Raw genomic sequence first — 25743 nt, 5'->3', positions numbered from 1 at the left:
GTGAAACTGCAATATCTCGACTTTGAACAACCCATCGCCGAACTCGAGGGCAAGGTAGAGGAGCTCAAGGCGCTCAATCAGCCGGGTATTCAGGAGGATATCAAGCGTCTGGAAAACAAGGCGCGCAAGGAATTGCAACGGCTCTACAGTAAATTGACTGCCTGGCAGACTGTACAGGTAGCGCGTCATCCGCAGCGCCCCTATACCCTGGACTATGTGCATGCGCTGTTTACCGACGTAGAAGTGCTCGCTGGCGATCGCGCCTATGCCGATGATGCTGCCATCGTTGGGGGGCTTGCCCGCTTTCAGGGGCAGGCCATCCTCTGGATTGGGCAACAAAAGGGGCGGGATACCAAGGAAAAGATCCAGCGCAATTTCGGTATGCCGCGTCCCGAGGGCTATCGCAAGGCCCTGCGCCTGATGCGCTTGGCAGAGCGCTTTCGCCTGCCCGTACTCACCTTTATCGACACCCCTGGCGCCTATCCCGGTATCGGTGCCGAAGAGCGCGGCCAGAGTGAAGCCATCGCCCGCAATCTGGCAGTCATGTCTGATCTCGCGGTGCCCATCATCTCGCTGGTCATTGGCGAAGGGGGGTCGGGCGGGGCTCTCGCAATCGGCGTTGGTGACCGCCTACTGATGCTCGAATATAGCGTCTACTCGGTCATTTCGCCGGAGGGCTGCGCCTCGATTTTATGGAAAGACGCTGCCAAGGCTGCAGAAGCGGCGGAAACCCTGGGCATCACTGCCCGTCGCCTGCAGTCCCTCGGACTGGTCGATGAGGTGATCGACGAACCCCTCGGTGGCGCCCACCGCAATATCCAACTCGTGTATGAGAACATCGCTGCGAGCCTGGAGCGCCACCTACAGGAATTGAAGGGGATGGAAACTGCGCGGCTCCTCAGCCATCGCTACGAACGTCTGATGCACTATGGTGTCGTTGGCGCTGCCTGAGCCGGAGGAAGAACTACGGCAGAAACTTTTTTTCGACTGGCAGCTATCCCCAGAGCAACACTTTTTTCTGACCTGTAGTGGTGGTGTCGATTCCACCGCCCTTCTGCATGCCGCCCATGCGCTTGCGTTGCGCGTTGAAGTTCTCCACGTCAACCACCATTGGCACCCAGATAGCGCGCGCTGGGCGGAGCACGTGGCGACACTCGCAGCTGGTTATGGTTATCCCTGCCAGATCCTGGATTTGCCGGCAGAGCAGAAGGGTGAGGGACCAGAGGATCGCGCCCGCCGCGGTCGCTACGCCCTCTTTGCCGGGCAGTTGCAGGAAGGGGACTGGATATTGAGCGCCCAGCATCTGGATGATCAGGCGGAGACCCTGGTGTTGCAGCTCTTGCGCGGTGCCGGAATCGACGGCCTGGCGGCCATGCCGGAGCGGCGTCGACTGGGGGCAGGTACCCTCGGGAGGCCCTTTTTGGAGCTGACACGGGCGACGCTTCGCCAGTATCTGCGTCGGCAGGGTATCCGCTGGCTGGAAGACCCTGCCAACAGCGACTTGCGCTACGCCCGGGCGCGTCTGCGCCAGAGGATATGGCCACTGTTACACGAGCTCGGCTGGTCGCAGGCATCGGTGAGTATCGCCCGTAGCGCTGCAAACATCGCCGACCAGCTGGCCGTGGAAGACGCCTGGTACGCCCAGCAGGCCATGCTCTGTTGGCCCGGCGGCGCAGTTGAGCGAGTCTTGTCCGTAGACTTTGTGAAAGAGTGGGCACCAGCCTTGCAGCGAGTCTTTCTGCGTTGTTGGCTCCGCGACCTGGGGATGAATGTCCCAGACCGGCAGTCCTTGGAGCGACTCCGGCAGCTGTTTGGCCCATCCCAAGGCGGCAGACGGGTGGAGCTAGCGGATCTGCGCGCTTGGCGTCAGGGACAGCGGGTCCAAGTATGGCAAAATGTTCCCCACCATAAAATTCCTGCCCAGGAGTGGAGACCGCAGGTACCTTGCGGACGGGGCGCTGGGTTTCGCTGGTGCTGGGGACAGGCAACAGGGCCAGCGCAGGGACTCAGTGAAGGCGCAGTCATTGTCGGCGGGGCAGAATTGCACGGACGCACGCTAACTTGGAGCGCGCGGCGAGCCGGCGCACGCTATCGGAATTCTAGCGGACATCAACGTCCTCTGAAGAAATTCTTTCTGGAACTTGGCATCCCCCCATTCCTGCGCGACGACGTGCCCATTCTGTGGACAGACACAGAGGAAATCCTTTGGATTCCCGGCTTTTACCTGCGCAAAGCGGCTCTGCCGGAAAAAGAAGTCCTTTGGGTGGACCTTATCCGCACAACGGCGAATTCATGACGAGGCACGGATCCAAGGGACATGCTGTGCAAGGGAGCCGGGTGTTATCGTGGAGCGCTTTCCTGACTGGACACCCGTTCGCTTTTTTGGAAATAATGGCTATATGTCATACAATATAGCGTTACTCTGTCGATGAAGCGAATCGGGTCGTCGCGTGGCCTTCCCCTTGAGGCGCCCCTACTGCTGTTTTCCCTGGCGATCCTGGTCATCCTGATCGCACCTTTCTCCGAGATGTTCTTTGGCCTGGACTGGCAGCACCTGCAGTTTGCTCCCAACGACCTGCACGCCATCCGCACTTCTCTGGTATACAGCGGCACCGCCTTGCTCCTCTGCATATTGCTTGGTACGCCGCTTGCTTGGTGGATGGCGCGCCGCCGATATCGCTGGAGTCCCATCGTCGACGCCTTGATTCTCCTGCCGCTGCTCACCCCGCCACTGGCGCTCGGCATTCTCCTGGCCTCTTTTTTCGGACCCTATGCAAGCGTAGGACAATTTCTCTCACATTGGGGACTGCGACTGGTCAATACCGCACCAGCCTTCATCATGGCCCAGGTCTATGCCGCTATGCCGTATTATGTCCTCTCGGCACGTGCTGCCTTCGAAGGCGTTCCCACCGATCTCGAAGAAATCAGCCATACTTTGGGCAAATCTTCCTGGCAGACTTTCTGGCTGGTTACGCTACCGATGGCTCGCAACGGCTTGACTGCAGCAATAGCCCTGGCCTGGGTACGAGCGATGGGTGAATTTGGCGTGGTGCTGATCGTTGCCTACTACCCCATGGGGATTCCGGTGAAGATCTACCAAAACCTGGAAGACATTGGTCTGAGTGCCGTCTATCCCTTGCTTTGGGTATTCTTTCTGGTGGCGATTCCCTTGCCGCTATGGATTCGCTTACGCAGCCGCCGGCAGGCCCTGCTCTAAATGCTGGCCCTACACTGTCAAACGGATACACCCGTTGCTCTCGACATCTCCCTGGAGGTGGAGGGCCTCTCCGTGCTCCTCGGGCGCTCCGGCGAAGGCAAAACGACCTTTTTGCGTGCCCTGCTCGGGCTCCTGCCGGCACGGGTGGAGCCCTGGGGCCATCTGCCTACGGAACAGCGTCCGCTGGGATACTTGCCGCAAGGATACCGCCTGTTTCCCCACCTCAGGGTCTGGCAGAACATCGCCTTCCCCATGCGCGAGCGTGACCGGCGCCAGGCGGCACTGGAGTTGCTCGAACGGATTGGCATGTCGCGCTTCGCGGAGCAATATCCCGCGGCTCTTTCCGGTGGCCAGCAGCAACGCGTCGCCTTGTTGCGGGCCATCGCCCGCAAACCGAAGCTATTATTGCTGGATGAGCCCACATCGGCACTGGATCCACAGACTCGCGACGAAATCATCGCTGCCCTTAGCGAGGAATCCGCCATTTTTTCCATCCCACTACTCGTAGTTACTCACGATGTAAGTATTTGTGCAGCAGCGCAACGCATGGCCATTTTGCAGGATGGAAGAATCCAGGCCGACGGGGAGCCTGCCGAAATTTTCTCCTGTCCACCCAATCCACAGGCTGCACAAATGCTCGGGATGGAAAACTTTTTTACCGGCAGGGTCGAAGAAAAGCTCTCCAAGCAGGAATATCTGGTCCGCGTACACTCGCGCCGCTTGCGGGCAACGGGCATGGCGGATCACTCTCCGGGGGAGGAGGTGATCCTCGGCATCCGTGCCGAGCACGTCCTGTTGCGGGATGCCAAAGACGCTGACGCCGAAAATCTGATCGTCAGCGAAGTGGTGGAGTGGCACCGGCAGCCACTTTGGCAGCGTTTTGTGACGGCGCCGCCGTTGTCTTTGCGCGGTCGTTTTCTTGCCCAGGACCGCAGCGACCCCCCGCGTACGCTGTATCTGCAGCTTCCCGCAGAAAAACTGCTCTTATGGAAGAAAGAGTAAGCCTATAACGATATCTCATTATTATTTGTATTTTGTTTCTCCGACACAAACGAAATTTCTGGACTATAGTAAAAAGGTAGATCGTTTTTTCCGATGAAAACGGAGGAGTGTAACGAATGAAACCGCATATCGTTGTGTTGGGAGGTAACTTTGCTGGTCTCGGTTCTGCGCAAAAGATCCGGCAATACTGTGGCGACACGGTGCGCATCACCGTACTGGACCGCAAGGATTATCTGCTCTTCGTTCCGAATATTCCGGCGGAAGTCTATGAGGATCGGGACCCGAGCAAGACCTTGTCTATGGATTTACGCAGCACGCTGGCGGAAGATGACATCGATTTCATCCAGGGTGAAGTGAAAGCGCTGGATGTGGATGCCAAACGGGTGGACTTTGTGCCCAATGAACGGCCTGGAGCGGCTAGCGAGTCTCTCCACTACGATTATGTTGTCGTAGCCGTGGGCAATCGTCTGGCCTTTGACAAGATCGAAGGTTTTGCCGAGCATGGTCATACCTGCACCGATTTTTATTATGGCAACAAGTTGCGCCGCTATCTGCATAACGAATACAAGGGCGGACCGGTGGCCATCGGCTCGGCGCGCTTCCATCAGGGGGATGGCACGAAGGACATCAAGCTCTATGGTGGCCATGCCTTCCCCAGTGCCGAAGCCGCTTGCGAGGGCCCACCAGTGGAAACCATGTTGGCAACGGCTACTTGGCTCAAGGAGCATGGCATGGGTGGTCCAGAGAAGGTCACCGTGTTCACTCCTGCAGGCATGATTGCTGAGGACGCCGGCGAGCAGGTGGTTGGCAACTTGCTGAAAATTGCCTCTGGCATGGGTTTTAACTATGTCAACAACGGTAAGGACATCACCCGGATCAGCAAAGATGGTGTGGAATTGGCGAGCGGCCAGAACATCGAGGCGGAACTGAAAATCATCTTTCCCGATTGGGTGCCCCACGACTTCCTCAAAGGCTTGCCGATCTCTGACAGTGAGGGTTTTGTGGTTACCGATACCACCATGCGTAATCCCAAATATCCCAATGTCTTCGCGGCCGGTGATGCGGCAGCGATCACCGTCCCCAAACTGGGCGGAATCGGTCATGCCGAGGGGGAAATCGTCGCCAAGCAAATCGCCAAGGACCTTGGCCGCATGAGTGCTGCGGAAGCCGATAAAGAGCTCGAGCCCGTGGTCTACTGCATTGGTGACATGGGCGCGAATCAGGCGTTCTATATTCGCTCGAACAGTTGGTTTGGCGGTCCCGATCAGGTGTTGAAAATGGGGCATGTCCCCTTCCTGCTAAAGATGCAGTACAAAAATCTCTTCTTCAAGACACGCGGCAAGATGCCGGAGTGGGGTCTCGATGCCTCCAAGCTCCTGGCAGAAAAGGTATTCGCCGCCTGAAGCAAGACGCAGGGGGCTCTTTAGCCCTCTGTCCTGTCCAAACAAAAAAGGAGAGCAGAATGACCACGCAACAGAATATGGCACCCAGTCTCAGTTCAGAGCAATGGGCGGGTCTGGCGCGCTTGGGAGGCATGATCAATGGCGCTGAGTCTTTTCTCGGTAGCCCGGCAAGCAGTGCTGTGCTGGGTATGGCCTTGCGGCTTGGAGAATGGAACGAACGCTATGAACTCGAAGCTTCCATCGAAGAACTGTTGGCCGCCGTATACGCGCTGCGTCGCGCGGGTGTGCTGCAGTGGGTAACGGATAATGCCGAGTTTCTGCGCGACAACGTCGAGTTGATCCGCGGTTTCGTCCCGCAGATTCTAGACGTAGTACGGGACATTCCCTGGGCAACTTTGGCACAGGCCATGCAAATGCTTGGCGAGGTGATGCCCAAGGTGCAGGCATTCCAGGAGTTCCTGCAGACGAGTGCCGGCAATGATCTGGTAGCACAACTCAAGAAGCTGGGAGATCTCTGGGAAGAGACGCGTGCCGATGAGAGCATCATCGCCGCCCTGCGCTTGCTGCGTCAGCTGCAGGAGGACGGCAATCTGCAGCGGGTGGCAGACTTGAGTCGCCAGATTGGCTTGCTGGCGGAGACCATCCCGTTGGAGTCATTGCTCGGACAGCTCATGCAAGAACAGGAGAAAGGCCCCCTGATGACTACCCTTGCCACCTTGCTGCATTCCGGTAAGGCGATGGCCAAGGCCCTGGAAGATGCTGCAGAACACGAAGCTCAGGGAAGCGCTGGCGGGATTTCCGGGCTTTACCACATGTTGAAAGACCCGGATGTACAGCGTGGCATGCGTGTGGTGGCTGTCTTGCCGGTCTATCTGCAGAAGGCCGGTGTACTGCCCAGGAACGCCGCCTAGCCGCGAGAAAGACTGCGGCCATCGCCCAGGAAAATTGCTCCGGGAAGCGCCTGATGATAGGATTGCGCCATTTTATAGCCTAGCTTAAGAGGATGTTTATGGCTCTTGAACGCACCCTTTCCATCATCAAGCCCGATGCCGTCCAGAAAAATGCCATTGGAGCCATTCTCAGTCGTTTCGAAAATGCGGGCTTGCGGGTTGTTGCGGCCCGCATGCTGCAGCTCAGCGCCGAAGACGCTGGTGGATTTTATGCGGTGCACAAGCAACGCCCCTTTTACGGCGAATTGTGCGCCTTTATGAGCAGCGGTCCGGTCCTGGTATCGGTTTTGGAGGGGGAAAATGCCATTGCGAAAAACCGCGACCTGATGGGTGCCACTAATCCCAAGGATGCCGCCCCCGGCACCATTCGCGCGGACTTTGCCGAAAGTATCGACGCCAACGCCGTGCATGGCTCCGACAGTGCCGAGACGGCGGCTTGGGAAATTTCCTACTTCTTCTCACAACGGGAGTTGTGCCCACGCTCATGAGCGTTTCTGCGCCGGTGAAAGCCTCTGATCGCCCCAAACTCCTGGGGCTTGACCGGGCCGGTCTGGAAGCGCTGTTCGTCTCGTGGGGCGAGCCGCGCTTTCGCGCTTCCCAGGTGTTGCAATGGCTGCACGCCCGGCAGGTCAGCGACTTTGCGCAAATGAGCAACGTCAGCAAGGCCTTGCGTGCGCGACTGGAGGAGAGCTGCGAAACCGGGGAACTCGAGGTGCTGCGTGAGCAGCTCGCCGCCGATGGTACGCGCAAATGGTTGCTGGGATTGACCGACGGGAATGCCATTGAAACGGTTTTCATTCCCGAAGAGGAGCGTGGCACCCTGTGCATCTCCTCCCAGGTCGGTTGCTCCCTAGCCTGCAGTTTCTGCGCCACGGGCGCGCAGGGGCTCAGTCGTAATCTGGAAACGCACGAGATCATTGCGCAGATTCGCGTTGCGCGGCACGTCCTTGGTCTTGATGCGATCAGCAACGTCGTCTTCATGGGTATGGGCGAACCGCTCCTCAATCTGAAGCAGGTGCTGCCCGCTATCCGTCTGCTCTTGGATGACTACGGTTACGGTCTCAGCTCGCGGCGGGTGACCGTCAGTACCGCGGGGGTGCTGCCGGGCTTGGCGCAGTTGGGGCGGGAAAGCCCAGTCAACCTGGCAATCAGTCTGCACGCCACCCGCGATGACATTCGCGATGAGCTTGTCCCCATCAATCGCCATTATCCCCTCGCTGAGCTTCTGCTGGCCTGTCGTGCGTATCCTCTCCCGCCACGGCGACGGATCACCTTCGAGTATGTGATGCTGGAAGGTGTCAACGATCAGGATCAGCATGCCCGGGAGCTGGTACGCCTGTTGGCTGGAATCCCGGCTTTGGTGAACCTGATCCCTTTCAATCCTTTCCCGGAATCGCGCTACCGGCGCAGCTCTCCCGCCCGCATCGATGCCTTTCGTGAGATCATTCTGCGTGCCGGCCTGATGACCGTCACGCGCAAGACGCGCGGTGACGACATCGCTGCCGCTTGCGGCCAGCTTGCCGGGCAAGTCCAGCAAGGGCGGCGTAGCGTTCCTCTTCAGGTGCTCAATTGACCCATGCAACGACGTGATTCTACTCGTATCCGCACGCTCCTGTTAGCGGGTATGGTTCTTTCGGCCAGTGCCTGTGCCCTGTTTTCCGGTCACGAAAAGCTCACTCCCGCAGAGGAGGCAGCGGCGGCGGCACGCAATGCACCACCGAATCCCGCCGCCTCGCTCCGCTCGGGGCCACCAGATCAGGTGGCCATTTACACTTCTCTCGGGACTGCATATCTTCAGGGTGGGCATCCCCGCGCGGCGGTGCGGGAGCTGAAACAGGCCATCAGCCTGCCAGGCAAGCACGGTGATGCTTATAACGTCTTGGGTCTGGCCTATCAGGCGCTGGGCGAGGCAGCGCTGGCTGAAAGCGCGTTCCAGAGCGCCCTGAGTGACGAGCCCAACAACCCAGAATTTTTGAATAATTATGGTGCGTTCCTCCTGGAACAGGGTAAATTCTCTGCTGCGGTACAACAGCTCAGCAAGGCCACCAAAGATCCTTTATACAATACGCCGGAGTATGCCTGGACCAATCTCGCGGCGGCCTACCGCGGGTTGAAGCAAGACAACTCGGCCATTGTTGCCTTGCAGAAGGCGCTCTATTTCAAGCCTGGCTACCCCCCCGCCTTGTTGCTATGGGCAGAAATGGAATACCAGGACAAAAATTTCCCGGCCGCTTATGGGCATCTGCAGGGGGTGCTGGCGCAGGAACCGAACAATGCTCAGGCACTGCTCCTCGCAGGCCGGATCGCCTGGCAACAAGGGCAGCCGGCTCAGGCGCGTTCCCTGTGGGAGCGTTGTGTCAATGCCAACCCCTATTCTGCAGCAGGGAAAGCAGCGCAATCGCTACTCTTGCAGCATGGTGCCGGCAGCAATGGGTGAAGAATTTGTCGAACTCTTGGCGCAACTGCGGTCGGCCCGAGTCGCGCGCGGCTGGGATCTGGCGCAGGCCGCACAGAAACTGCACATCACCAGCACCCAGATCACGGCACTGGAGGAGGGACGCTTCGACGAATTGCCGGGCGCCGCATTTGCCCGCGGGTATCTGCGCAACTACGCACGTCTTCTCGATCTCGACGTAGAGCGCGTGCTGGCCGCCTATGACCGTTATCAAGGCAGTTCTGGCCTAGAGGCAAGCAAGGTGGTGCTGCCGCGCAGCGAACTCCCGCTTCTCGACTATAGCGGCAAGATGCTGTTTTTTTCCCTTCTGCTTGCCGCTGCCCTGATTCTTCTTGGGTGGTGGCTCTGGGGCAGAGGTGGATCGACCTCCTCCCCGGCGCCGGTTGCGACTGCGGCCAGTGTATCGGCTGTCCAGCACAGTGCCGCACAAGTGGTCATGTCAACCCCAGCGGAACCGGCAGCACTTACCGGCTCGGCCTTCTCACCGGCAGCAACCGCTGCGACAACGTCGGTAACGGCAAGCACACTGTCTTCCCAGGTGGGCGCTTTGGCCTTTCATTTTACCGGAGATTGTTGGGTACAGGTGCGCGATGCCAGTGGCAACATTGTACTTTCCACCCTCGGCAGGGCAGGACAGGACGTTTCGGTAACGCAAGGGCAGCCGCCGTATCGTATACTGGTAGGTAAGGCAAGTGCCGTGCAAATTACCTATGCGGGGAAACCCATCACCCTTCCGGCCAATGCCCTGAATGTGGCGCGGATGCAGGTGGGTATGGCTCCGGTCACGGCCACGTCAAACTCGGCAAAACTTGCCCCAATCCCTCTGGCCGCGGCACAATCGCAGCAGTCTTCTCGTCCCTCCGCCACCACTGCCTCTTCTTCTGACGCAGCGGTGGCAAGCGACATATCTACTTTCAGCGAGGTAGCGCATGCAACATCAGTCACCCATTCAGCGTCGTAAAAGCCGGCAGATCCATGTAGGCAAGGTCGCCATTGGGGGCGACGCGCCGATCTCCGTGCAAAGCATGACCAACACCGAAACCCGCGACGTGGCTGCCACGGTCGCGCAGATTCAGCGGCTCGAGGCAGTGGGTGCCGACATCGTTCGCGTATCCGTGCCCAGTATGGAGGCAGCCGAGGCATTCAAGGCCATTCGCACGCAGGTCGAAGTCCCGCTGGTTGCCGACATCCATTTTGATCATCGCATTGCCTTGCAGGTAATGACGGATGGAGTGGACGGTCTGCGCATCAATCCCGGCAATATCGGTTCGATCGATAAGGCGCGGCTGGTCGTGGAGATGGCGAAAGACAAAGGCATTCCCATCCGCATTGGGGTAAATGCCGGCAGCCTCGAAAAAGACCTCCAGGAAAAATATGGCGAGCCAACGCCAGAAGCATTGGTGGAGTCCGCTTTGCGGCACGTTGCCATCCTCGACGAGCTTAATTTTCATGACGTCAAGATCAGCGTCAAGGCCTCGGACGTCTTTCTAGCCGTGGATGCCTATCGTCTGCTTGCGCAGAAGGTGGATTACCCGTTGCATCTGGGGATCACTGAGGCAGGTGGCCTGCGTTCCGGGACCGTAAAATCTGCCATCGGTCTGGGTCTACTTCTCAACGAAGGTATTGGAGACACCATCCGCGTATCCCTGGCGGCGGACCCGGTCGAGGAGATTCGCGTCGGCTTTGATATCCTCAAGAGTCTGCACCTGCGCCAAAAGGGGATCAATCTGATCGCCTGTCCGTCCTGTTCCCGACAGGAGTTTGACGTCATCAAAACCATCAATGCCCTGGAAAGGCGCCTGGAGGATATTCTCGAACCCATGGACGTGTCGGTGATCGGCTGTGTGGTCAATGGCATCGGTGAGGCCAAGGAGCGGATATCGGACTGACCGGCGGAGACAAACGCAGCATCCTCTATTACCGCGGCAAGCAGGTGGACCGGATCGAGAATCAGGATATCGTCGACGTCCTCGAGAAACGGATTCGCGCCGAAGTGGCAGAGCGTCGCGCCGCCCGTAACGAAGTCTGAGGACGATTCTCCTTGGCAAAAACCACCCTTACCGCCGTGCGGGGGATGAATGACATCCTGCCGCCGGAAAGCAGCGCTTGGCAACAACTCGAGCAATCTTTCCGCAGTGTGTTGGCGCAATATGGCTGTGCAGAGATCCGCGTGCCCATCGTCGAGAAAACCGCACTCTTTGCCCGTGCCATCGGTGATGTCACCGATATCGTGCAGAAAGAAATGTACACCTTTGCCGACCGCAATGGGGACTTCCTGACCCTGCGTCCCGAGGGCACCGCTGGTGTGGCGCGCGCGCTGATCGAGCATGGCGCCCTGCGCGGACAGACGCCCAGGCTTTACTATATGGGGCCGATGTTTCGCCATGAACGTCCACAGCGTGGCCGCTATCGCCAATTTCATCAGCTCGGAGTCGAGTTTTTTGGCATTGCTGGTGCCAGCGCAGACGCCGAGATCATTGCCCTGTCGGCGCGACTACTGGCCAGCGCCGGAATTCCTGCGCAGCTACAGCTCAATTCCCTAGGCACGCCCGAGTCGCGCGCCGGTTACCGCGAAATTCTTCTTGCTTACCTGCGTCCTCACGCGCAAGAACTCTGCAGCGATTGTCAGGAGCGGCTGGAGCGTAACCCCCTGCGCGTGCTCGACTGCAAGATTGAGTCCTGTCAGAAGGTCGCCTGTGATGCCCCGCAGCTGCTGCAGCATCTCGATCCGGAGTCGGCCGCACACTTCGTAGTTCTGCAGGAACTGCTGCAGGCCATGGGTATTGCTTATACGGTCAACCCGCGCCTAGTGCGTGGTCTCGACTATTACCATCGGACCGTATTCGAATGGGTAGCAGACGGGTTGGGTTCGCAGGGTACGGTCCTTGCCGGTGGTCGCTACGATGGTCTGGTGGCGCAACTGGGCGGTCCGGAAACACCGGCTATCGGTTTTGCCTTGGGTATGGAGCGGATTCTCGCGCTGCGGTCGCTGACGCAAGCGGGCAAATCCGCGACGGGTCCCGCACTTTTTCTAGGTGCCCTGGATGAGCCCGCATTGTCAGCCGTCTTCCAGCGCGCCGAGGAGTTGCGCGGCCAGGGGTACAGTGTCGTGGTAGCCGGGCCGGGCTCGGTGAAATCCTTGCTAAAACAGGCGCAGCGCAGCGCGGCGCGCTACCAGGTATTGCTGGGCGGTAGCGACCTGACGGGCGGCGACATTTTCCTCAAGGAACAAGAGGGGCAGGGCGAGTGGCGCGGCCCCTGGGCAGAACTGCCGCGCGCTTTGGCAACCCTCGGCGTTGATTTCCCCTAGCTCCCCCTCCATACTACGTGGCGAACGCCACAGGCAAAAACTTCATGACTGGCCCTGACTTTACTGAATTCCTCCAACGTCATCGCAAGCTGTTGATCGTCGTCTTCGTGCTGATCATCGCCGGGGTGCTGGCGTTTTTTGCCTACGACAAATACCAGCGGCATCAAGTCGAACGCGCAGCGGTCCTGTACAGCGAGCTGAGTGATAGCTTGGCAAGCGGCAACGACGCCACGGCCCGCGCCAGCGCCGAAACCCTGATCCATGATTATTCGGCTACCCCCTACGCCAGCATGGCGAGGTTCTATCTGGCCCGGTTGGACATCGATGCCAAGCAGGATAACAAGGCAGAAGAGCAGTTTCTGCAGCTGACCCGACAATCTGACCTGCCAAAGGGGATGCAGGGGCTGGCGCGTAGCGCGCTGGCGCGATTGTATGTGGATAACGGAAAAAATCAGCAAGCACTGGAGTTATTGCAGAAGCCCGATGGCGCCTTTGCAGCGGTGGATTGGGAGTTGCGCGGCGATGCGGAAGCGAAACTGCGGCACTATGACCGTGCTCGCGACGACTACGAAAAAGCCGTCGCACACCTGCCCGCAAGTGACCCCTATGTGGTATACCTTCAAATGAAAATGGCAAATTTGGGAGTTTCTTGATGAGCTATGCTACGGCAGGCGGCATGCGTACTGGACTGCGTGCCATCGCTATGCTCGGAACGATCTTCACGCTGGGTGGTTGTGGTGTCTGGAATTGGGCCTTTGGCCCTTCCGCGCCGGCGCCCAAGCCAATGGCGGCCATGCATCAAGAAAAGGTCACCGTCGGCTTTGCCACCGACTGGCAGGCGCGTCTCTATGGCAACTGGCGCCTGGACCCCTATAACGCCACGCAGATTTGCGTGACGGACCGCGCAATTTATCTCAGCGACGACGCTGGTGATCTGCTCGCTCTCTCCCGTAGCGGGCGTTTGCGCTGGGTGTCCCGTCTGAACGGTAAGAGTCCGCGTGGCCCCACAGTTGCTGATGGTGTGGTATACGTGGGCACCGATCGCGGCACGCTCTATGCGGTCTCCGCTGCACAGGGCAAGAAACTTTGGGATGTGCAGCTGGGCGCAGAGCCAACCAGCCCCATTACCGTGGCCAATCAGCGCCTCTTCTTGCAGTTGTCGAATGGGCATTTGCTGGCCCTGGATACCCACAATGGCTCGGTGGACTGGACCTTCTCCCTTCCACAACCGTCCTTGCTGCTGCGGCGAAGCAGCGGCATCGTTGTTTCCGGCCAGACTCTGTATACCGGTTTTGCCGACGGTAAACTGCTTGCCCTCAACGCCGACGATGGCGCCGAGCTCTGGCGCGCTACCATTGCCATCCCCCATGGCAACAACGAACTCGCGCGCATGGTGGACGTCGCCGCAACTCCGCTGCTGGATGGCAATCGCGTCATTGCCGCCGCCTATCAGGGGAATATAGCAGCCTTTAGCAAGGATAGTGGGGAGCAAGACTGGACTCGCCCAATGTCAACGATCCTCACCCCGATTTTGCACGATGGCAGGCTCTTTGTCGCTGGCAGCGATGGCCAGATCTACGCCATGGATCCCGCCAGCGGTACCGTGGAGTGGCGCAATACGCGTTTCAAGGGCCAGTCGTTGAGCGGTATGACCCTCTGTGATGGCAAACTGTTGCTCAGCAATTATGCCGGTCAGGTGATCACCATCGACCCGCAAACCGGCCATCGTACGGGGCAGGAAACCGTCTCCAGCAGTGGGATCCAAACCGCGCCGGTTTGTGTTGGCAAAAATCGTTTTCTCGTATTGAGTGGCGTCGGAACCCTCTATCAGCTGCAATTTGCGAAGCCGTAGTTGCCATGGCGGCAATACTCGCACTCGTTGGTCGCCCCAATGTGGGTAAGTCCACTCTATTCAACCGGCTGACCCGTACTCGGGAGGCGCTGGTCGCAGACATGCCCGGTTTTACCCGTGATCGCCACTATGGGACGGCACGGCACCAAGAGCGGGATTATCTGCTTATCGATACTGGTGGTTTCGAGCCGGAGGAACGCGAGGGACTGGTCGCTGCCATGGCTCTCCAGACGCGGCAAGCCATTACCGAGGCCGATGTCCTCCTGTTCCTAGTCGATGCCAAAGAGGGGCTGGCTGGCCAGGACGAAGAAATCGCCCGGGAATTGCGGCGCAGCGGTAAGCCGGTACTACTGCTGGTCAACAAAATGGATGCGCGGCATGCAGTGGCAGAGTTGCCGGAATTCCATCGCCTCGGACTGGGAACACCCATCACCCTCTCCGCTGCCCATGGTCACGGGATGGAACAGCTATGGGCCGCCATTTCAGCCCTGCTAGCCGAGGCACCGACTGGAGCCGAAACGTCGAGTGAACTGGAGGATGGCCCAGCCATTGCGGTGCTGGGACGTCCGAATGTCGGAAAATCCACCCTGGTCAACGCCATGTTGGGGGAAAAAAGGGTCATCGTTTTTGATCAGCCGGGGACCACTCGCGACAGCATCCGCATTCCCTATGAACGTGCGGGACGGCGCTACGTAATGATCGACACTGCTGGAGTGCGACGGCGTGCGCGGGTAGGAGAGGGGCTGGAGAAGCTGACCGTGCTGAAGACGCTCGCAGCCCTGCGTGAGGCGGACGTAGTGCTGATGGTCATGGACGCGCATGCCGGTGTCAGTGATCAGGATGCGCATCTGGTGGGTGTCGCGGTAGAACTCGGCCGCCCGATCGTTCTGGTACTGAATAAATGGGATGGTTTGGAATCCCGCGCGCGAGAGCGCATCAAGGACGAGCTGGAACGACGGCTGGCCTTTCTCCGCTACGCGCCGTTTCACACTATTTCTGCCCTGCATGGTAGTGGAGTCGGAGAGTTGTACCGCAGCATCGACAAACTATGGCAAAACAGTCAGCGACATTTTTCCACTGGCGAACTCAACCGCCTGCTGGAGGATATCGTCAGCGGCCATCAGCCGCCGCTGGTCGCGGGTCGACGGATCAAACTGCGCTATTGCCACCAGGGTGGTACCCAGCCAATCACTCTGGTCTTTCACGGCAATCAGCTCGACCGCTTGCCCGGGGCTTACAAGCGCTATCTGGAGACGGCGTTTCGCACGGCGCTGAAGCTTGATGGGGTCCCCCTCCGTCTGCTCTTTCGTCAGGGGGAGAATCCCTATGCCAGTCGTGGAGCACGTGCATGAACCTCTCATCATCCTATCGTTGGTGGCTACCCGCCGGGATTCTCTACGCCGCCTTCTTGTTGCAACACTTTTTCAGCATCCTGCAACTGCCGGCGTGGCATTGGGGGTTGGCAATCGCCTATGCCTTGTGGGCCGCCCTGGCCCTGGGCGCCATTGCCCGCAGCTGGCCGAAACTCACGCCCTACGGCTGGCGACCGCTGGTGATTTTTCTGGGCGCGATTCTCTCGGCGATCGACATATTCACCGGGCCAGGGCCGGCCTCGGCGCAACGCATAGACACGTGGATGACAGCGCTGATCGGGATCGCCATCGTTTCGATTCTGGCGCGCTTCACGCCGCGAAAGTGGAGCAAGCTCTGGTTTGGGCAGGAGGTGCAACCTGGATCTCGTCCTTATTCGTCACGCTGAAGCCGAAGAGCATAGTGCCGACGGCAGCGATGCCGGGCGCCGCTTGACTGCACGCGGCGAAGCGCAGGCTGCTGCTGTTGCTGGGGCTCTGCACCATTTCCACCTGCAAGACGCGGAAATCTGGTACAGCCCTAAAGTGCGTACACGGCAGACCGCAGCGGCGCTGCAGGCAGAGTTGCAGGCATCGGTGTATCGCCCCGAAGAGGCACTCATCTCGGGTGACCTTGCCCGTTTGCGCTTTGCTTGGGAAGAATGCCTGGCAGAGCAGGTGATTCTCGTAGGACACCAGCCCTTGCTCGGCGACTGGATTGCGCAACTGGCGGGCATCCACTTGCCGATAGGTAAAGCCAGCGTGACGTTTTTGCACGAAAAGACTTCCGGCGGGCGATTTCACTTTCTCGGGCACTTTCGTCCAGAGCTTTTCGCAGCTGCAAACCCTTCTGAAAAAAATCCGTGAGCGTGCTAAGGTGTCTAAACGGGAGCAACTGATTCGCGCCCGTGTTCCATCATCTATCGTACCCTCGAAAGGAGATGACTTATGTCGGAAAGTGAAGCCCCAGATCTCGTGATTATCCTCATTACCGGGCCAGAGAATCCAAAGCGCTTGCCTTCGGCCTTTTTTCTGGCAGCGACTGCCGCTGCGGGTGAACAAAAGGTGGTGATGTACTTCACCGGCCCAGCGACCGAGCTTCTCGCCAAGGGGAAGGCCGAGTCGATTTTCCCCATGCCCGGCGGCAAGAGTGTTGCCGACTTCATGAAGCTCGCGGAAGACAACGATGTGCGGATCATTGGCTGTCTGCAGTCTTTGGAGTTGAACGGAATGACCAAGGATGACTTGGCAAAAGAGATCCCACTGTTGAATCCCAGCTCTGCTCTGCCCACCCTGGGCGCTGCCGGCCGCGTTCTGACCTGGTAAATTGCAGTGCCCGCGAATCGCGGGCACACCTGCATCCATTCGGGAACTGTCTATGTGGTTACGGACAGGATCAGGACGGAGCGAGCATGGCGGCTTTCCGAATCGTAGAAAAATCGCAAACGATATCGTATCCGCGCGGGGCGCACGTCTTGCACTTGGTGCTCGTTCTACTTTTCAACTTTGCGTTGCTCGACTCGATTCTTGCTTTCTAGTTTCAACATTTTTCCCCGTTTCCGTGGCATATCCTGGCGATGCATATTGCAGGACAGCCGTTGCTGCGCAAGGGTGGCTACCCGTTGCGTTTGCTGGTCCCCAGATGTATGGCTAAAAAATCGTCAACTGGCTGAATCGTGTTGATTTGAGTGCCGAGAGACCCGAGGGCACCTGGGAGCGGGATGGGTATCAGAGTAACGCCTATATCAAGAAAGACTTCAGTTGGCGCGATATCCTCTAGCATCACGCGAAGTCGAGTGTCACAAAAGTGTCATAAAAAGTTCATGATAGTGTCATGAACTTTCGGTATGATTGGCAGCGCATAGGGATTTCTGATTGTGAAGTCTCCTACTATGCTGCAGTGACTTTGATAACGCCATCTTCGGAGGTTTTATGTTGCCAGGTTTCAAGAAGACCGTCGCTCACGCCATGAAGGGCGCCGTTGTTGCGTCCCTCCTCGGCCTTGCTGCCACCGCCGCTACGCCCGCTGTTGCGGCTCCGCAGGTTAGCCTGCTGGAGACCGGTTCCACCCTGTTGTACCCCCTATTCAACCTGTGGGTGCCGGAGTACACCAAGATGCATCCCAACGTGAAGATCACCACCCAGGGTACCGGTAGCGGCACGGGTATTGCCCAGTCCATCTCTGGCGTGGCCCAGATCGGTGCGTCCGATGCCTACATGTCGGATGCCCAGGTGAAGATGCATCCGATGTTGAACATCCCCCTGGCCATCTCCATCCAGATGATCAACTACAATCTGCCGGGTCTGAACAAGAAGCACATCAAGCTCTCCGGGCCGGTGCTGGCGGGCATCTATTCCGGCAAGATCACCAACTGGGATGATCCTGAGATCGCCAAGATGAATCCCGGCATCAAGCTGCCCAATCACAAGATCATCCCGATCCATCGTACCGATGGTTCCGGTGACACCTTCATCTTCACCACCTACCTCTCCGACACCGATGCCACCTGGGCCAAGAGCGTTGGCTACAGCACCACGGTGAGCTGGCCGACCGTACAGGGCGGAATCGGCGCCGTCGGCAACCCCGGAATGGTCGAAGCCCTGAAGTCCACCCCCTATGGTGTGGCCTACATCGGCATCAGCTGGAAGGAGCCGGTAGAGAAGGCGGGTCTGGGTATCGCCATGCTGAAGAATCGTGACGGTAACTTTGTGTTGCCCACCGTGGAGAACGCGAAGGCGGCCGCCGGCGAAATGGTCAGCAAGACCCCGGCCGATGAGCGGATCAGCCTGGTCTATGCCCCGGGCAAGAACTCCTATCCGATCATCAACTATGAATATGCCATCGTGAAGAAGCAGCAGCCGAATCCAGAAACCGCTGCGGCCCTGAAGGATTTCCTCAACTGGGCGCTCGATCCCAAGGGTGGCAACGCCTTGCACTTCATGGAAAAGGTACACTTCGTACCGCTACCGGAGAGTGCTGTGGAGTTGTCCCGCAAGCAGGTTGCCGAGATTCAGTAAATTTTCGGCCCGGGAGCCTGGGTCTGCGACCCGGGCTCTCCACAGAATAAACGACGCGGCCCTTTTGTCGGAAGTGCCGCGCGTTTATTATGAGACCTGCTCCACCGGAGGGTGAACATGAAGGTTTCCGTTTTTCGCTTTGGATTAGTAGGCACGGCCAGCTTTCTGCCGTTATCACTCATCCTTCTCGTGGTTTTTCTGACGGCCTATTCCTGGCCTGCGATTCACTACAATGGCCTGCAATTTTTGTGGACTAACGATTGGAATCTCGGCAATCTCTATGGCAATCCGGTCATGATCCACGGCCAACAAGTCATGCCGGGTGCACGCTACGGAATCTGGTTTCTTGTTGTTGGCACCTTGGCTAGCTCCTTCCTTGCCCTTCTGTTTGCACTTCCGATTGCGGTGGGTGCCGCCTATTTTCTCGTTGAGATGATGCCCAAGTGGCTTTCCGGACCGCTCGCACTGCTGGTCGATTTGTTGGCGGCCATCCCCAGTGTGGTTTTCGGACTGTGGGGATATGTGTTGCTGATTCCCCTTTTGGGTCAGACGGTATTTCCATGGATGACCCAGCACATTGGGTTTATTCCTTATCTGGGTGGCAGCCCGGGCAGCGGCTATGGCTTGTTGACCACCGCCATCGTCCTGGCGTTCATGATCGTGCCGCTGATCTCGGCGACGATGCGTGAAGGTATCAGCGCCATCGAACCATCTCTCAAGGAAGCGGGCCTGGGTCTCGGGCTGAATCGTCTGGAGGTGCTGTGGAATATCATCCTGCCCAAGCTCAAGACGACCCTGGTCGGCGTCTCCATTCTGGCCCTGGGACGTGCCCTCGGCGAAACCATGGCCGTTGTCATGGTCAGTGGTAATGCCCTCAACTATCTGCCAAATAACATCTACACCCCGATATCCACCATGGCAGCGTTTATCGTCTCGCAGTTGGAGAGTGCCCTGCAGGATCCCACCAACATGGCGGTGGAAGCCTTGGCGGAGATCGCTCTGGTGCTTCTCCTGCTTACCGTGATTGTAAATATCATTGCCCGTATGATCCTCTGGGGAGCGAAGGTGCGCTCATGAGTACATCCAATCTCACGACGTCCATGACCGCCAGCGTCGGTTCTACCCGCCGGCAAATCCGCGTTTCCTGGAAACGTCATCTCTTTCGTACCCTCGGCACCGCCTTTGTCTGGTTCAGTTTCGTCATCGTTGCCGTTGCTTTCCTGTCCATCATATTGGATGTATTCCTCAAGGCATTGCCCGGATTGAAGCTTAGTCTTCTGACCGAGGTGAGCACGGGGATGGGCGGTGGCCTGAAAAATGCCATCGAAGGTACCCTCGTTCTTTCTCTCGGTTCCCTGCTGATCTCGGCGCCCATCGGCATTGCGGCGGGTATCTACCTGAGCGAGTTCGGTAGCGGCTTCGCCGGCAAATCCCTGCGTTTTCTGTCCGATGTTCTGGTGGGCGTTCCATCCATTGTGTTGGGTTACGTGGGGTATATCACCATGGTGATCTATCTCGGTTGGCAGTTTTCCGTGGCGGCCGGCATCATTACCCTGAGTGTCATGCTGTTACCGTATATTGCCCGTACCACCGAGATGGCGCTGAGCAATATCCCGCAAGCCGTGCGAGAGGCGGGCTTTGGTATTGGCGCGGGCGAAGGCACGGTGATATTACAGATTCTTCTGCCCGGAGCCATGCCAGCGGTCATGACGGGGTTGTTTTACGCCTTGGCCCTCTCGATGGGGGAGACGGCGCCGCTGATCTATACCGCAGGATGGTCCAATTACATGTGGAATGGGCAGTTGACCAACCAGCCGATTGGGTACTTGACCTACGTCATCTGGACTTTTATCAACGAGCCTTTTGAAGAGGCCCACATCCTCGCCTTTGCGGCAGCGTTTTTGATTACCATGGTGGTACTGGGACTGATATTGCTCGGGCGTTGGCTGATGGTGCAGCAGTTGCGTAAGCGTGGCGCTTACCAATAAAAGCTAGTTCGTCAGTTAGTTCAAGGAAGGGTAAACCCCGCCGCGCGCAACATGGCTGACAAGCGAATGAGGGGAAGGCCAATGATGGCATTGGGGTCTTCTCCCTCCATGCGCTCGATCAGACAAATACCTAGTCCTTCGGAGCGCAGGCTCCCAGCGCAATCGAATGGTTGCTCTTTCTCGATGTAGCGGACAATCTCGTCTTCGCCAAATTTGCGCATCAACACGTGGTAGGGAATCAATTCGGTCTGCGCGTCACCGGACGGACCCAGCAGACAGAGACCATTCAACAGCTCTACTTTTTTTCCCTGCATCATCTGTAACTGGGCAAAGGCCTGTTCGGCAGAACCCGACTTGCCCAACAGGGCGCCGTCGCAACGTACCAGCTGGTCAGCGCCAATGACCCAGGCTTCCGGGTGTTGCTGCCAGACCACGCGGGCCTTTTCATGGGCGAGGCGTTGTACGAGTGCCTCCGGTGCTTCCTCAGTCTTGCGGCTCTCATCAATCGCCGGCGACTGCCAGGTAAAGGGGATGCCCAGGCGGGCGAGCAATTCCCGTCGGTAGGGACTGGAAGAGGCTAGGATAAGCTGCATATCAGCCGGTATTACGCTGCCCGGCGGCAATCGCGTTGATGCTGCGCAGCAAGGGGTCGAGCCAGGTTTCGCGGAACTCGGGAGGGGTATCCTCGTTGCGGTACCGCCGGAGCAGGGCAAGCTGGATATGGTTCAGTGGCTCCATGTAGACGTTGCGGCGCTGCAGGGAGAAGGCCAGTACCGGGTTTTCTTCGAGCAACTCTTGCTTCTCCTGGATGAGTAGGGTCTCCTGCATACTAACCATAAATTCTGCATGGATTTTCGCAAAGATCTGCTGCGCGCACTTCTGATCGCGAGGTAGCGTCGCATATTCCGCGGCAAGTGTCATATCCGCTTTTGCCATCGCCATGGTGATATTGCCCAGCAAGGAATGAAAAAATGGCCAGCGCTGGTACATTTTTCGCAGAAGCTCCAGACGTTCGGGGTCTTCGCCACGCCAGCTGCGAATGGCCGAGCCCAGTCCAAACCAGGCCGGCAAAACATGCCGCGACTGTGCCCAGGCAAAGACCCAGGGAATCGCGCGGATCGAGTTCATCGAGCGGTCGCCACGCTGACGATGCGAGGGACGGGAACCGATGTTCATATGGGCGATCTCGTTCAGCGGAGTGGCTTCGTAGAAGTAATCCATAAAGCCCGGAGTTTGTTGAATCAGTTCGCGGTAGACAGCTTCGCCGGCCTTAGTGAGTTCAGCCATGACTTTGAGGAAGCTGGGATCATCGGTTGGCACCGCCTGTATCAAACCAAAGCTGGCGCGCATCAATCCGGTCACGCCGACGGTTAGCTCATATACTGCGGTTTCCAGGTTGGCATATTTGAACGAAAGCACCTCTCCCTGCTCGGTAATCTTGATCTGCCCGCGGACGGTATTGGCCGGCTGCGCCAGAATGGCTTCGTGGGTAGGTCCACCGCCGCGGCCGACGCTCCCGCCGCGGCCGTGAAAGACCCGGATATGAATGCGCCGGCGATCTGCCAGCGCGCTCAGTTCGAGCTGTGCTTGGTATAACGACCAGCTTGAGGAGAGAATGCCGCCATCCTTGCAGGAGTCCGAGTATCCCAGCATGACTTCCTGCACATTTTCCTGGCTGCGCAGGATCTCGGCATACTCCGGATTGTCGAGTAACCTTCCCATTACGGCTTCCATGCGTTCGAGATCGTGGATGGTCTCAAACAGCGGAGTGACTGCGATCTCGCTATACAAGCCTTGGCGTGACCAGCCGGCAAGGCCAAATTCTTTTGCTAAGACCAGGACTTCCAGAATATGGCTGGCCTCGTGGGTCATCGATACCACGTAATTCCCAAACGCGCGTTCTCCGACCTCCCGGCGCAACTGGCCGATACACTTGAACATCGCGCAGGTCTCCAGCGCTATTGGAGAGATTTGGTCGGGCACGCCTTCGACCAGTCTACCGGGCTTGCGCAGGGCATCACTCAACACAGCAAGTTTCTGTTCTTCCTCCATCTCGGCATAACCCTGAAACTCCGCTATCCCTGCAAAGAGTTCCGTGAGGGTGCGGGTATGTACGGTCGACTCTTGCCGAATATCCAGCGACGCCAGGTGGAATCCGAAGGTTTCTACCAGCCAAACGAGGTCCTGCACCGTATGATTGGCGATGTATTCATCACCGTGGCCGCGCAGAGAGTCACGAACCAATATCAGATCGGCGAGAAAGTCCTGGTCACTGATGTACGCCGGAGTATCCGCCGCAAAGCCGCTGCCACTTTGACCATTTTCGAGCTGGTGCAGACGCAGATCAAGCCGGGTCATCATGTAGCGCAACTTCCGCCGGTATGGCTCGCTGGGAAAGCGTTGATTCACCCATTCCGCAAGCTCTGGAAAGTCGTCGGCGTCCTTCTCCAGGGAGGCGAGGAGGATCGGCGAAATGTTGCAAAAGCGCGCCGAGTGCCCTAATAGTGGATAGAGTTCGGAGAGACGCCGCTGGTACTCGCGGAGGACCTCGATACTCTGCGTGCGCAGGGTCCAGCCGGTGATGGCCGCGGTCACGTTGGGGTTGCCATCGCGATCCCCGCCGATCCAGGAGCCGAAGCGAATGAAAGCGGGAATATCGACCTGCCGATCGCCGTACACCCGGCGCGCTGCACGCCGGGCGGCGTGATAGGTCATCGGTACTGCCTGAAAGAGACTGTCGCGAAAATAGAAGAGGCCATTTTCGACTTCGTCCTGCACCTGCGGTTGGTTAGTCCGCACCTCCTCCGTCTCCCAGAGGATCTGAATCTGCGCTTGCAGTTGACGCAGTACGTCACCTTCTTCCTCTTCGGTCAAGGTCGGGTCATCCAGGGCCTTGCTGGTGAGGAAGATCCGTCGCAGAGCATGCAGTACGGTGCGGCGCTTGGACTCGGTAGGATGCGCCGTAAAAACCGGCAGGTAGCGCAGCTGGCCCAGCAGAAACTGCAGCTGTCCGGCATTTATGCCGGCCTCCTGCAAACGCCGGAAGGTATCTTCAAAGGAGCCAACCCAAAGCCCGCCGCCGCGCTGCAACAAGCGACGCCGCTGTACATGCTGGAACTCCTCCTCGGCGATGTTGACCAAACTGAAGTACGTGTTGAATGCACGGATGACAAGTACGAGGTCATCCTGGGGCAGGGCATCGATGAAACGGGCAAGGCGCTGACGAAGCTTGGCATCTTCCCGGCGATGCAGGCGGATGTAGCCCTGGCGAAGCTGCTCTACGGCGCTGAATACCCGCTCGCCGGCCTGCTCGCGCAACACCTCTCCCAGAATGTTTCCCAAGCGTTTTACGCGAGCACGCAACGCGCGGTCGCTGGTTAGTTTTTTGGCGTCCACAAACTCTCCCCGGTACGGAATGTTGGCATGGGTGGTAATGCAGAGAACTTATCGGCAATCCGGCAAAAGGTCAAAGACCCGTCCTGACGAAGTCTACGCGACGGGGGTGTTGGCATGCTGTCAGCACGGTCTCTTCCCCATAGCGCACCGACATCTTTTGAGTTAGGCTAAGGACACTAGCCGATGGCACAATTTGCGTAAAAAAGGAGACAATAGTGGCCAGTCAACAAAAAGGGCAAATTTTGCAAGACCCTTTCCTCAATCTGTTGCGTAAGGAGCACGTTCCGGTAGCCATCTATCTGGTCAACGGCATCAAGTTGCAGGGCTTTGTCGAATCCTTCGACCAGTTCGTTGTGCTGTTGCGCAACAATGTCAGCCAGATGATCTATAAGCACGCGATTTCCACGGTGGTCCCCAGTCGCGACGTGCGCTTGCCACTGCCGGAAGTGGAAGGCGAAGCGACTGCCGGAGATGAGGCCGCAGACTGAGTCAGAGCCCAGGGATTCAGCGGTCGCATCGGGACCGCTGCTTACTGATTCACCTTTCTACGCCCGGGGGTCCGGCGGACGATGGTGGAGCGGAGTTTCAGCAGTTGGCGGCAGACACTGGTGCCGAAATACTGGGCCTGTGGACGGTGTCGCGCGCGCGCCTGGATCCCGCCACTTGTGTTGGAAGTGGCAAAGTTCAGGAAATTGCCGATTTTGTGCGTGCCAACGCGGTCGATCTGATTCTTTTTGACCGTCCGCTGAGTCCGATTCAGGAACGGAACCTGGAGCGCGCCTGTGCTGCGCGGGTCATCGACCGGGTGGGACTCATCCTCGACATTTTTGCCCGGCGTGCGCGTACGCACGAGGGACAACTGCAGGTCGAACTGGCACAACTGGATCACTTGCGCACCCGGCTTGTGCGTGGCTGGACCCACCTCGAGCGGCAGCGGGGTGGCATCGGCCTGCGCGGACCTGGCGAAACGCAGCTGGAAACAGATCGCCGCTTGATTGGTGTGCGGATTCGCATCTTGCGCGAGCGGTTGGCACGGGTCGCTGCCCAGCGAGCCACGCAGCGACGCGCTCGGCTGCGTGCACCTGCGCCCACGGTTGCCTTGGTTGGCTATACCAACGCTGGAAAATCTTCGCTTTTCAATGTGCTGACGGCAAATGATCAGTATGCCGCCGATCAGCTCTTTGCCACACTGGATCCTGCTATTCGTCGCCTCTCCGGCAATGGACCGACTAGCTTGCTGGCTGATACCGTGGGATTTCTGCGCGATCTGCCGACGGAGTTGATCGCCGCTTTTCGCGCTACCCTGGAAGAGGTGGGGCAGGCCCAATTGCTGCTGCACGTCATTGACGCAGCGGCGCCCGATCGCGATGCGCAAATTCTTGCGGTGGAAAACGCTCTTGTCGAGATTGGCGCGGCCGGCGTGCCGCGTCTACGCGTATTCAACAAGATCGATCTGTTGGGTGAGGAGGCGCGAGAACGGGTAGATGAAACTGGCCAGGTGAGCGATCTCTGGCTCAGTGCTCATAGCGGTGCCGGCGTGGCCCGCCTGGCGGAAGTAATCACTCGGCGCTTGCACGGTACCCGCCTGCGTCTGCGTTGTACGCTGCGACCAGAGGCGGGGGCGCTGCGCGCACGCCTCTTTCGTGAGGCCGCGGTCCTGGAGGAACGTTTCGATAGCGAGGGGAGTGATCACCTGCTCATCGAAATCGACCAACAAACCTGGGCCGGTTTGCAGGCAGAAATCGGGGCAGAGAGTTGTCAGCGGGAGGATCTGCCTTCTACAATGCGCCCATAGTCCGGGGT

Annotated in this window: 25 protein-coding genes and 1 pseudogene; 24 read left to right on the top strand and 2 right to left on the bottom strand. The window is 58.4% G+C overall.

Features of this window, described 5'->3' with window-relative positions; translation table 11 throughout:
- The 22 genes and pseudogenes from AC2VNM_RS06375 to pstA all read left to right on the top strand — a co-directional run bounded on the left by AC2VNM_RS06375 (position 1) and on the right by pstA (position 20544).
- A complete protein-coding gene (locus AC2VNM_RS06375) occupies positions 1-951 on the top strand; it encodes an acetyl-CoA carboxylase carboxyltransferase subunit alpha (protein ID WP_483165425.1) in 951 nt (316 codons plus the stop codon).
- Positions 938-2296, top strand: a complete 1359-nt coding sequence (gene tilS, locus AC2VNM_RS06370; protein WP_483165426.1) for a tRNA lysidine(34) synthetase TilS — start codon at positions 938-940, stop codon at positions 2294-2296. The genes AC2VNM_RS06375 and tilS overlap by 14 nt, the downstream gene beginning before the upstream one ends.
- 132 nt (positions 2297-2428) lie before the next feature.
- Positions 2429-3217: a molybdate ABC transporter permease subunit gene (locus tag AC2VNM_RS06365; RefSeq protein WP_483165427.1), complete on the top strand. Its 789-nt coding sequence runs from the start codon at positions 2429-2431 to the stop codon at positions 3215-3217.
- Positions 3218-4219: an ABC transporter ATP-binding protein gene (locus tag AC2VNM_RS06360; protein WP_483165428.1), complete on the top strand. Its 1002-nt coding sequence runs from the start codon at positions 3218-3220 to the stop codon at positions 4217-4219.
- A gap of 116 nt (positions 4220-4335) precedes the next feature.
- Positions 4336-5622, top strand: coding sequence for an NAD(P)/FAD-dependent oxidoreductase (locus tag AC2VNM_RS06355; protein ID WP_483165429.1), 1287 nt, complete (start codon positions 4336-4338; stop codon positions 5620-5622).
- Positions 5623-5681: 59 nt separating this feature from the next.
- Positions 5682-6533: a DUF1641 domain-containing protein gene (locus tag AC2VNM_RS06350; RefSeq protein WP_483165430.1), complete on the top strand. Its 852-nt coding sequence runs from the start codon at positions 5682-5684 to the stop codon at positions 6531-6533.
- A 98-nt stretch (positions 6534-6631) separates the two neighbouring features.
- A complete protein-coding gene (ndk, locus tag AC2VNM_RS06345) occupies positions 6632-7060 on the top strand; it encodes a nucleoside-diphosphate kinase (protein WP_483165431.1) in 429 nt (142 codons plus the stop codon).
- Complete coding sequence (gene rlmN, locus AC2VNM_RS06340; RefSeq protein WP_483165432.1) at positions 7057-8145, top strand: dual-specificity RNA methyltransferase RlmN; 1089 nt, start codon at positions 7057-7059, stop codon at positions 8143-8145. Before ndk ends, rlmN begins: the two co-directional genes overlap by 4 nt.
- Positions 8146-8148: 3 nt before the next feature.
- Positions 8149-9009, top strand: a complete 861-nt coding sequence (gene pilW, locus AC2VNM_RS06335; RefSeq protein WP_483165433.1) for a type IV pilus biogenesis/stability protein PilW — start codon at positions 8149-8151, stop codon at positions 9007-9009.
- On the top strand, positions 8933-9988 hold the full coding sequence (locus AC2VNM_RS06330) for a RodZ domain-containing protein (protein ID WP_483165434.1): 1056 nt from the start codon (positions 8933-8935) through the stop codon (positions 9986-9988). The genes pilW and AC2VNM_RS06330 overlap by 77 nt, the downstream gene beginning before the upstream one ends.
- A pseudogene (gene ispG, locus AC2VNM_RS06325) lies at positions 9957-11056 on the top strand (flavodoxin-dependent (E)-4-hydroxy-3-methylbut-2-enyl-diphosphate synthase). Before AC2VNM_RS06330 ends, ispG begins: the two are co-directional and overlap by 32 nt.
- Before the next feature lie 12 nt (positions 11057-11068).
- On the top strand, positions 11069-12337 hold the full coding sequence (gene hisS / locus AC2VNM_RS06320; RefSeq protein ID WP_483165436.1) for a histidine--tRNA ligase: 1269 nt from the start codon (positions 11069-11071) through the stop codon (positions 12335-12337).
- Positions 12338-12381: 44 nt separating this feature from the next.
- Positions 12382-12990: a YfgM family protein gene (locus AC2VNM_RS06315; protein ID WP_483165437.1), complete on the top strand. Its 609-nt coding sequence runs from the start codon at positions 12382-12384 to the stop codon at positions 12988-12990.
- Entirely contained in the window at positions 12990-14189 is a 1200-nt protein-coding gene (bamB, locus tag AC2VNM_RS06310) for an outer membrane protein assembly factor BamB (protein ID WP_483165438.1), read from the top strand. Before AC2VNM_RS06315 ends, bamB begins: the two co-directional genes overlap by 1 nt.
- Positions 14190-14194: 5 nt before the next feature.
- On the top strand, positions 14195-15541 hold the full coding sequence (der, locus tag AC2VNM_RS06305; RefSeq protein WP_483165439.1) for a ribosome biogenesis GTPase Der: 1347 nt from the start codon (positions 14195-14197) through the stop codon (positions 15539-15541).
- Positions 15538-15948 (top strand): hypothetical protein, encoded by a 411-nt coding sequence (locus AC2VNM_RS06300; RefSeq protein ID WP_483165440.1) that lies wholly within the window; start codon positions 15538-15540, stop codon positions 15946-15948. Before der ends, AC2VNM_RS06300 begins: the two co-directional genes overlap by 4 nt.
- Entirely contained in the window at positions 15902-16405 is a 504-nt protein-coding gene (locus AC2VNM_RS06295) for a SixA phosphatase family protein (protein WP_483165441.1), read from the top strand. Before AC2VNM_RS06300 ends, AC2VNM_RS06295 begins: the two co-directional genes overlap by 47 nt.
- 81 nt (positions 16406-16486) lie before the next feature.
- Entirely contained in the window at positions 16487-16864 is a 378-nt protein-coding gene (locus tag AC2VNM_RS06290; RefSeq protein ID WP_483165442.1) for a DsrE family protein, read from the top strand.
- Between the two features lie 251 nt (positions 16865-17115).
- Entirely contained in the window at positions 17116-17211 is a 96-nt protein-coding gene (locus tag AC2VNM_RS06285) for a hypothetical protein (RefSeq protein ID WP_483165443.1), read from the top strand.
- 259 nt (positions 17212-17470) lie between these two features.
- On the top strand, positions 17471-18556 hold the full coding sequence (gene pstS / locus AC2VNM_RS06280) for a phosphate ABC transporter substrate-binding protein PstS (RefSeq protein ID WP_483165444.1): 1086 nt from the start codon (positions 17471-17473) through the stop codon (positions 18554-18556).
- Positions 18557-18673: 117 nt separating this feature from the next.
- Positions 18674-19633 carry a phosphate ABC transporter permease subunit PstC gene (gene pstC, locus AC2VNM_RS06275; RefSeq protein ID WP_483165445.1) on the top strand — a complete coding sequence of 320 codons (960 nt, stop codon included), beginning with the start codon at positions 18674-18676 and terminating at the stop codon, positions 19631-19633.
- Entirely contained in the window at positions 19630-20544 is a 915-nt protein-coding gene (gene pstA, locus AC2VNM_RS06270; RefSeq protein WP_483165446.1) for a phosphate ABC transporter permease PstA, read from the top strand. Before pstC ends, pstA begins: the two co-directional genes overlap by 4 nt.
- Positions 20545-20564: 20 nt before the next feature.
- On the opposite strand, the gene AC2VNM_RS06265 is transcribed toward pstA, so the two are convergent.
- Together AC2VNM_RS06265 and ppc are read right to left on the bottom strand one after the other, a co-directional pair.
- Positions 20565-21137, bottom strand: coding sequence for a Maf family protein (locus AC2VNM_RS06265; RefSeq protein ID WP_483165447.1), 573 nt, complete (start codon positions 21135-21137; stop codon positions 20565-20567).
- A 1-nt stretch (position 21138) separates the two neighbouring features.
- On the bottom strand, positions 21139-23940 hold the full coding sequence (gene ppc / locus AC2VNM_RS06260) for a phosphoenolpyruvate carboxylase (protein WP_483165448.1): 2802 nt from the start codon (positions 23938-23940) through the stop codon (positions 21139-21141).
- Between the two features lie 215 nt (positions 23941-24155).
- On the opposite strand from ppc, the gene hfq reads away from it, so the two are divergent.
- Entirely contained in the window at positions 24156-24428 is a 273-nt protein-coding gene (gene hfq, locus AC2VNM_RS06255; RefSeq protein WP_483165449.1) for an RNA chaperone Hfq, read from the top strand.
- Positions 24425-25735, top strand: a complete 1311-nt coding sequence (gene hflX, locus AC2VNM_RS06250) for a ribosome rescue GTPase HflX (protein ID WP_483167234.1) — start codon at positions 24425-24427, stop codon at positions 25733-25735. Before hfq ends, hflX begins: the two co-directional genes overlap by 4 nt.
- The last annotated feature ends 8 nt before the right edge of the window (positions 25736-25743 follow it).

This window comes from Acidithiobacillus sp. TH-A67, from assembly GCF_057473545.1.
This window is presented reverse-complemented; position numbering and strand designations above follow the sequence as displayed.

What these genes read in the sequence shown, in the direction of transcription:
- AC2VNM_RS06365 (WP_483165427.1), top strand. Translation starts at nt 2,429, where the DNA reads ATGAAGCGAATCGGGTCGTCGCGTGGCCTTCCCCTTGAGGCGCCCCTA.
- AC2VNM_RS06360 (WP_483165428.1), top strand. Translation starts at nt 3,218, where the DNA reads ATGCTGGCCCTACACTGTCAAACGGATACACCCGTTGCTCTCGACATC.
- AC2VNM_RS06355 (WP_483165429.1), top strand. Translation starts at nt 4,336, where the DNA reads ATGAAACCGCATATCGTTGTGTTGGGAGGTAACTTTGCTGGTCTCGGT.
- AC2VNM_RS06350 (WP_483165430.1), top strand. Translation starts at nt 5,682, where the DNA reads ATGACCACGCAACAGAATATGGCACCCAGTCTCAGTTCAGAGCAATGG.
- ndk (WP_483165431.1), top strand. Translation starts at nt 6,632, where the DNA reads ATGGCTCTTGAACGCACCCTTTCCATCATCAAGCCCGATGCCGTCCAG.
- rlmN (WP_483165432.1), top strand. Translation starts at nt 7,057, where the DNA reads ATGAGCGTTTCTGCGCCGGTGAAAGCCTCTGATCGCCCCAAACTCCTG.
- pilW (WP_483165433.1), top strand. Translation starts at nt 8,149, where the DNA reads ATGCAACGACGTGATTCTACTCGTATCCGCACGCTCCTGTTAGCGGGT.
- AC2VNM_RS06330 (WP_483165434.1), top strand. Translation starts at nt 8,933, where the DNA reads ATGCCAACCCCTATTCTGCAGCAGGGAAAGCAGCGCAATCGCTACTCT.
- AC2VNM_RS06315 (WP_483165437.1), top strand. Translation starts at nt 12,382, where the DNA reads ATGACTGGCCCTGACTTTACTGAATTCCTCCAACGTCATCGCAAGCTG.
- bamB (WP_483165438.1), top strand. Translation starts at nt 12,990, where the DNA reads ATGAGCTATGCTACGGCAGGCGGCATGCGTACTGGACTGCGTGCCATC.
- der (WP_483165439.1), top strand. Translation starts at nt 14,195, where the DNA reads ATGGCGGCAATACTCGCACTCGTTGGTCGCCCCAATGTGGGTAAGTCC.
- AC2VNM_RS06300 (WP_483165440.1), top strand. Translation starts at nt 15,538, where the DNA reads ATGAACCTCTCATCATCCTATCGTTGGTGGCTACCCGCCGGGATTCTC.
- AC2VNM_RS06290 (WP_483165442.1), top strand. Translation starts at nt 16,487, where the DNA reads ATGTCGGAAAGTGAAGCCCCAGATCTCGTGATTATCCTCATTACCGGG.
- AC2VNM_RS06285 (WP_483165443.1), top strand. Translation starts at nt 17,116, where the DNA reads ATGCATATTGCAGGACAGCCGTTGCTGCGCAAGGGTGGCTACCCGTTG.
- pstS (WP_483165444.1), top strand. Translation starts at nt 17,471, where the DNA reads ATGTTGCCAGGTTTCAAGAAGACCGTCGCTCACGCCATGAAGGGCGCC.
- pstC (WP_483165445.1), top strand. Translation starts at nt 18,674, where the DNA reads ATGAAGGTTTCCGTTTTTCGCTTTGGATTAGTAGGCACGGCCAGCTTT.
- pstA (WP_483165446.1), top strand. Translation starts at nt 19,630, where the DNA reads ATGAGTACATCCAATCTCACGACGTCCATGACCGCCAGCGTCGGTTCT.
- AC2VNM_RS06265 (WP_483165447.1), bottom strand. Translation starts at nt 21,137, where the DNA reads ATGCAGCTTATCCTAGCCTCTTCCAGTCCCTACCGACGGGAATTGCTC.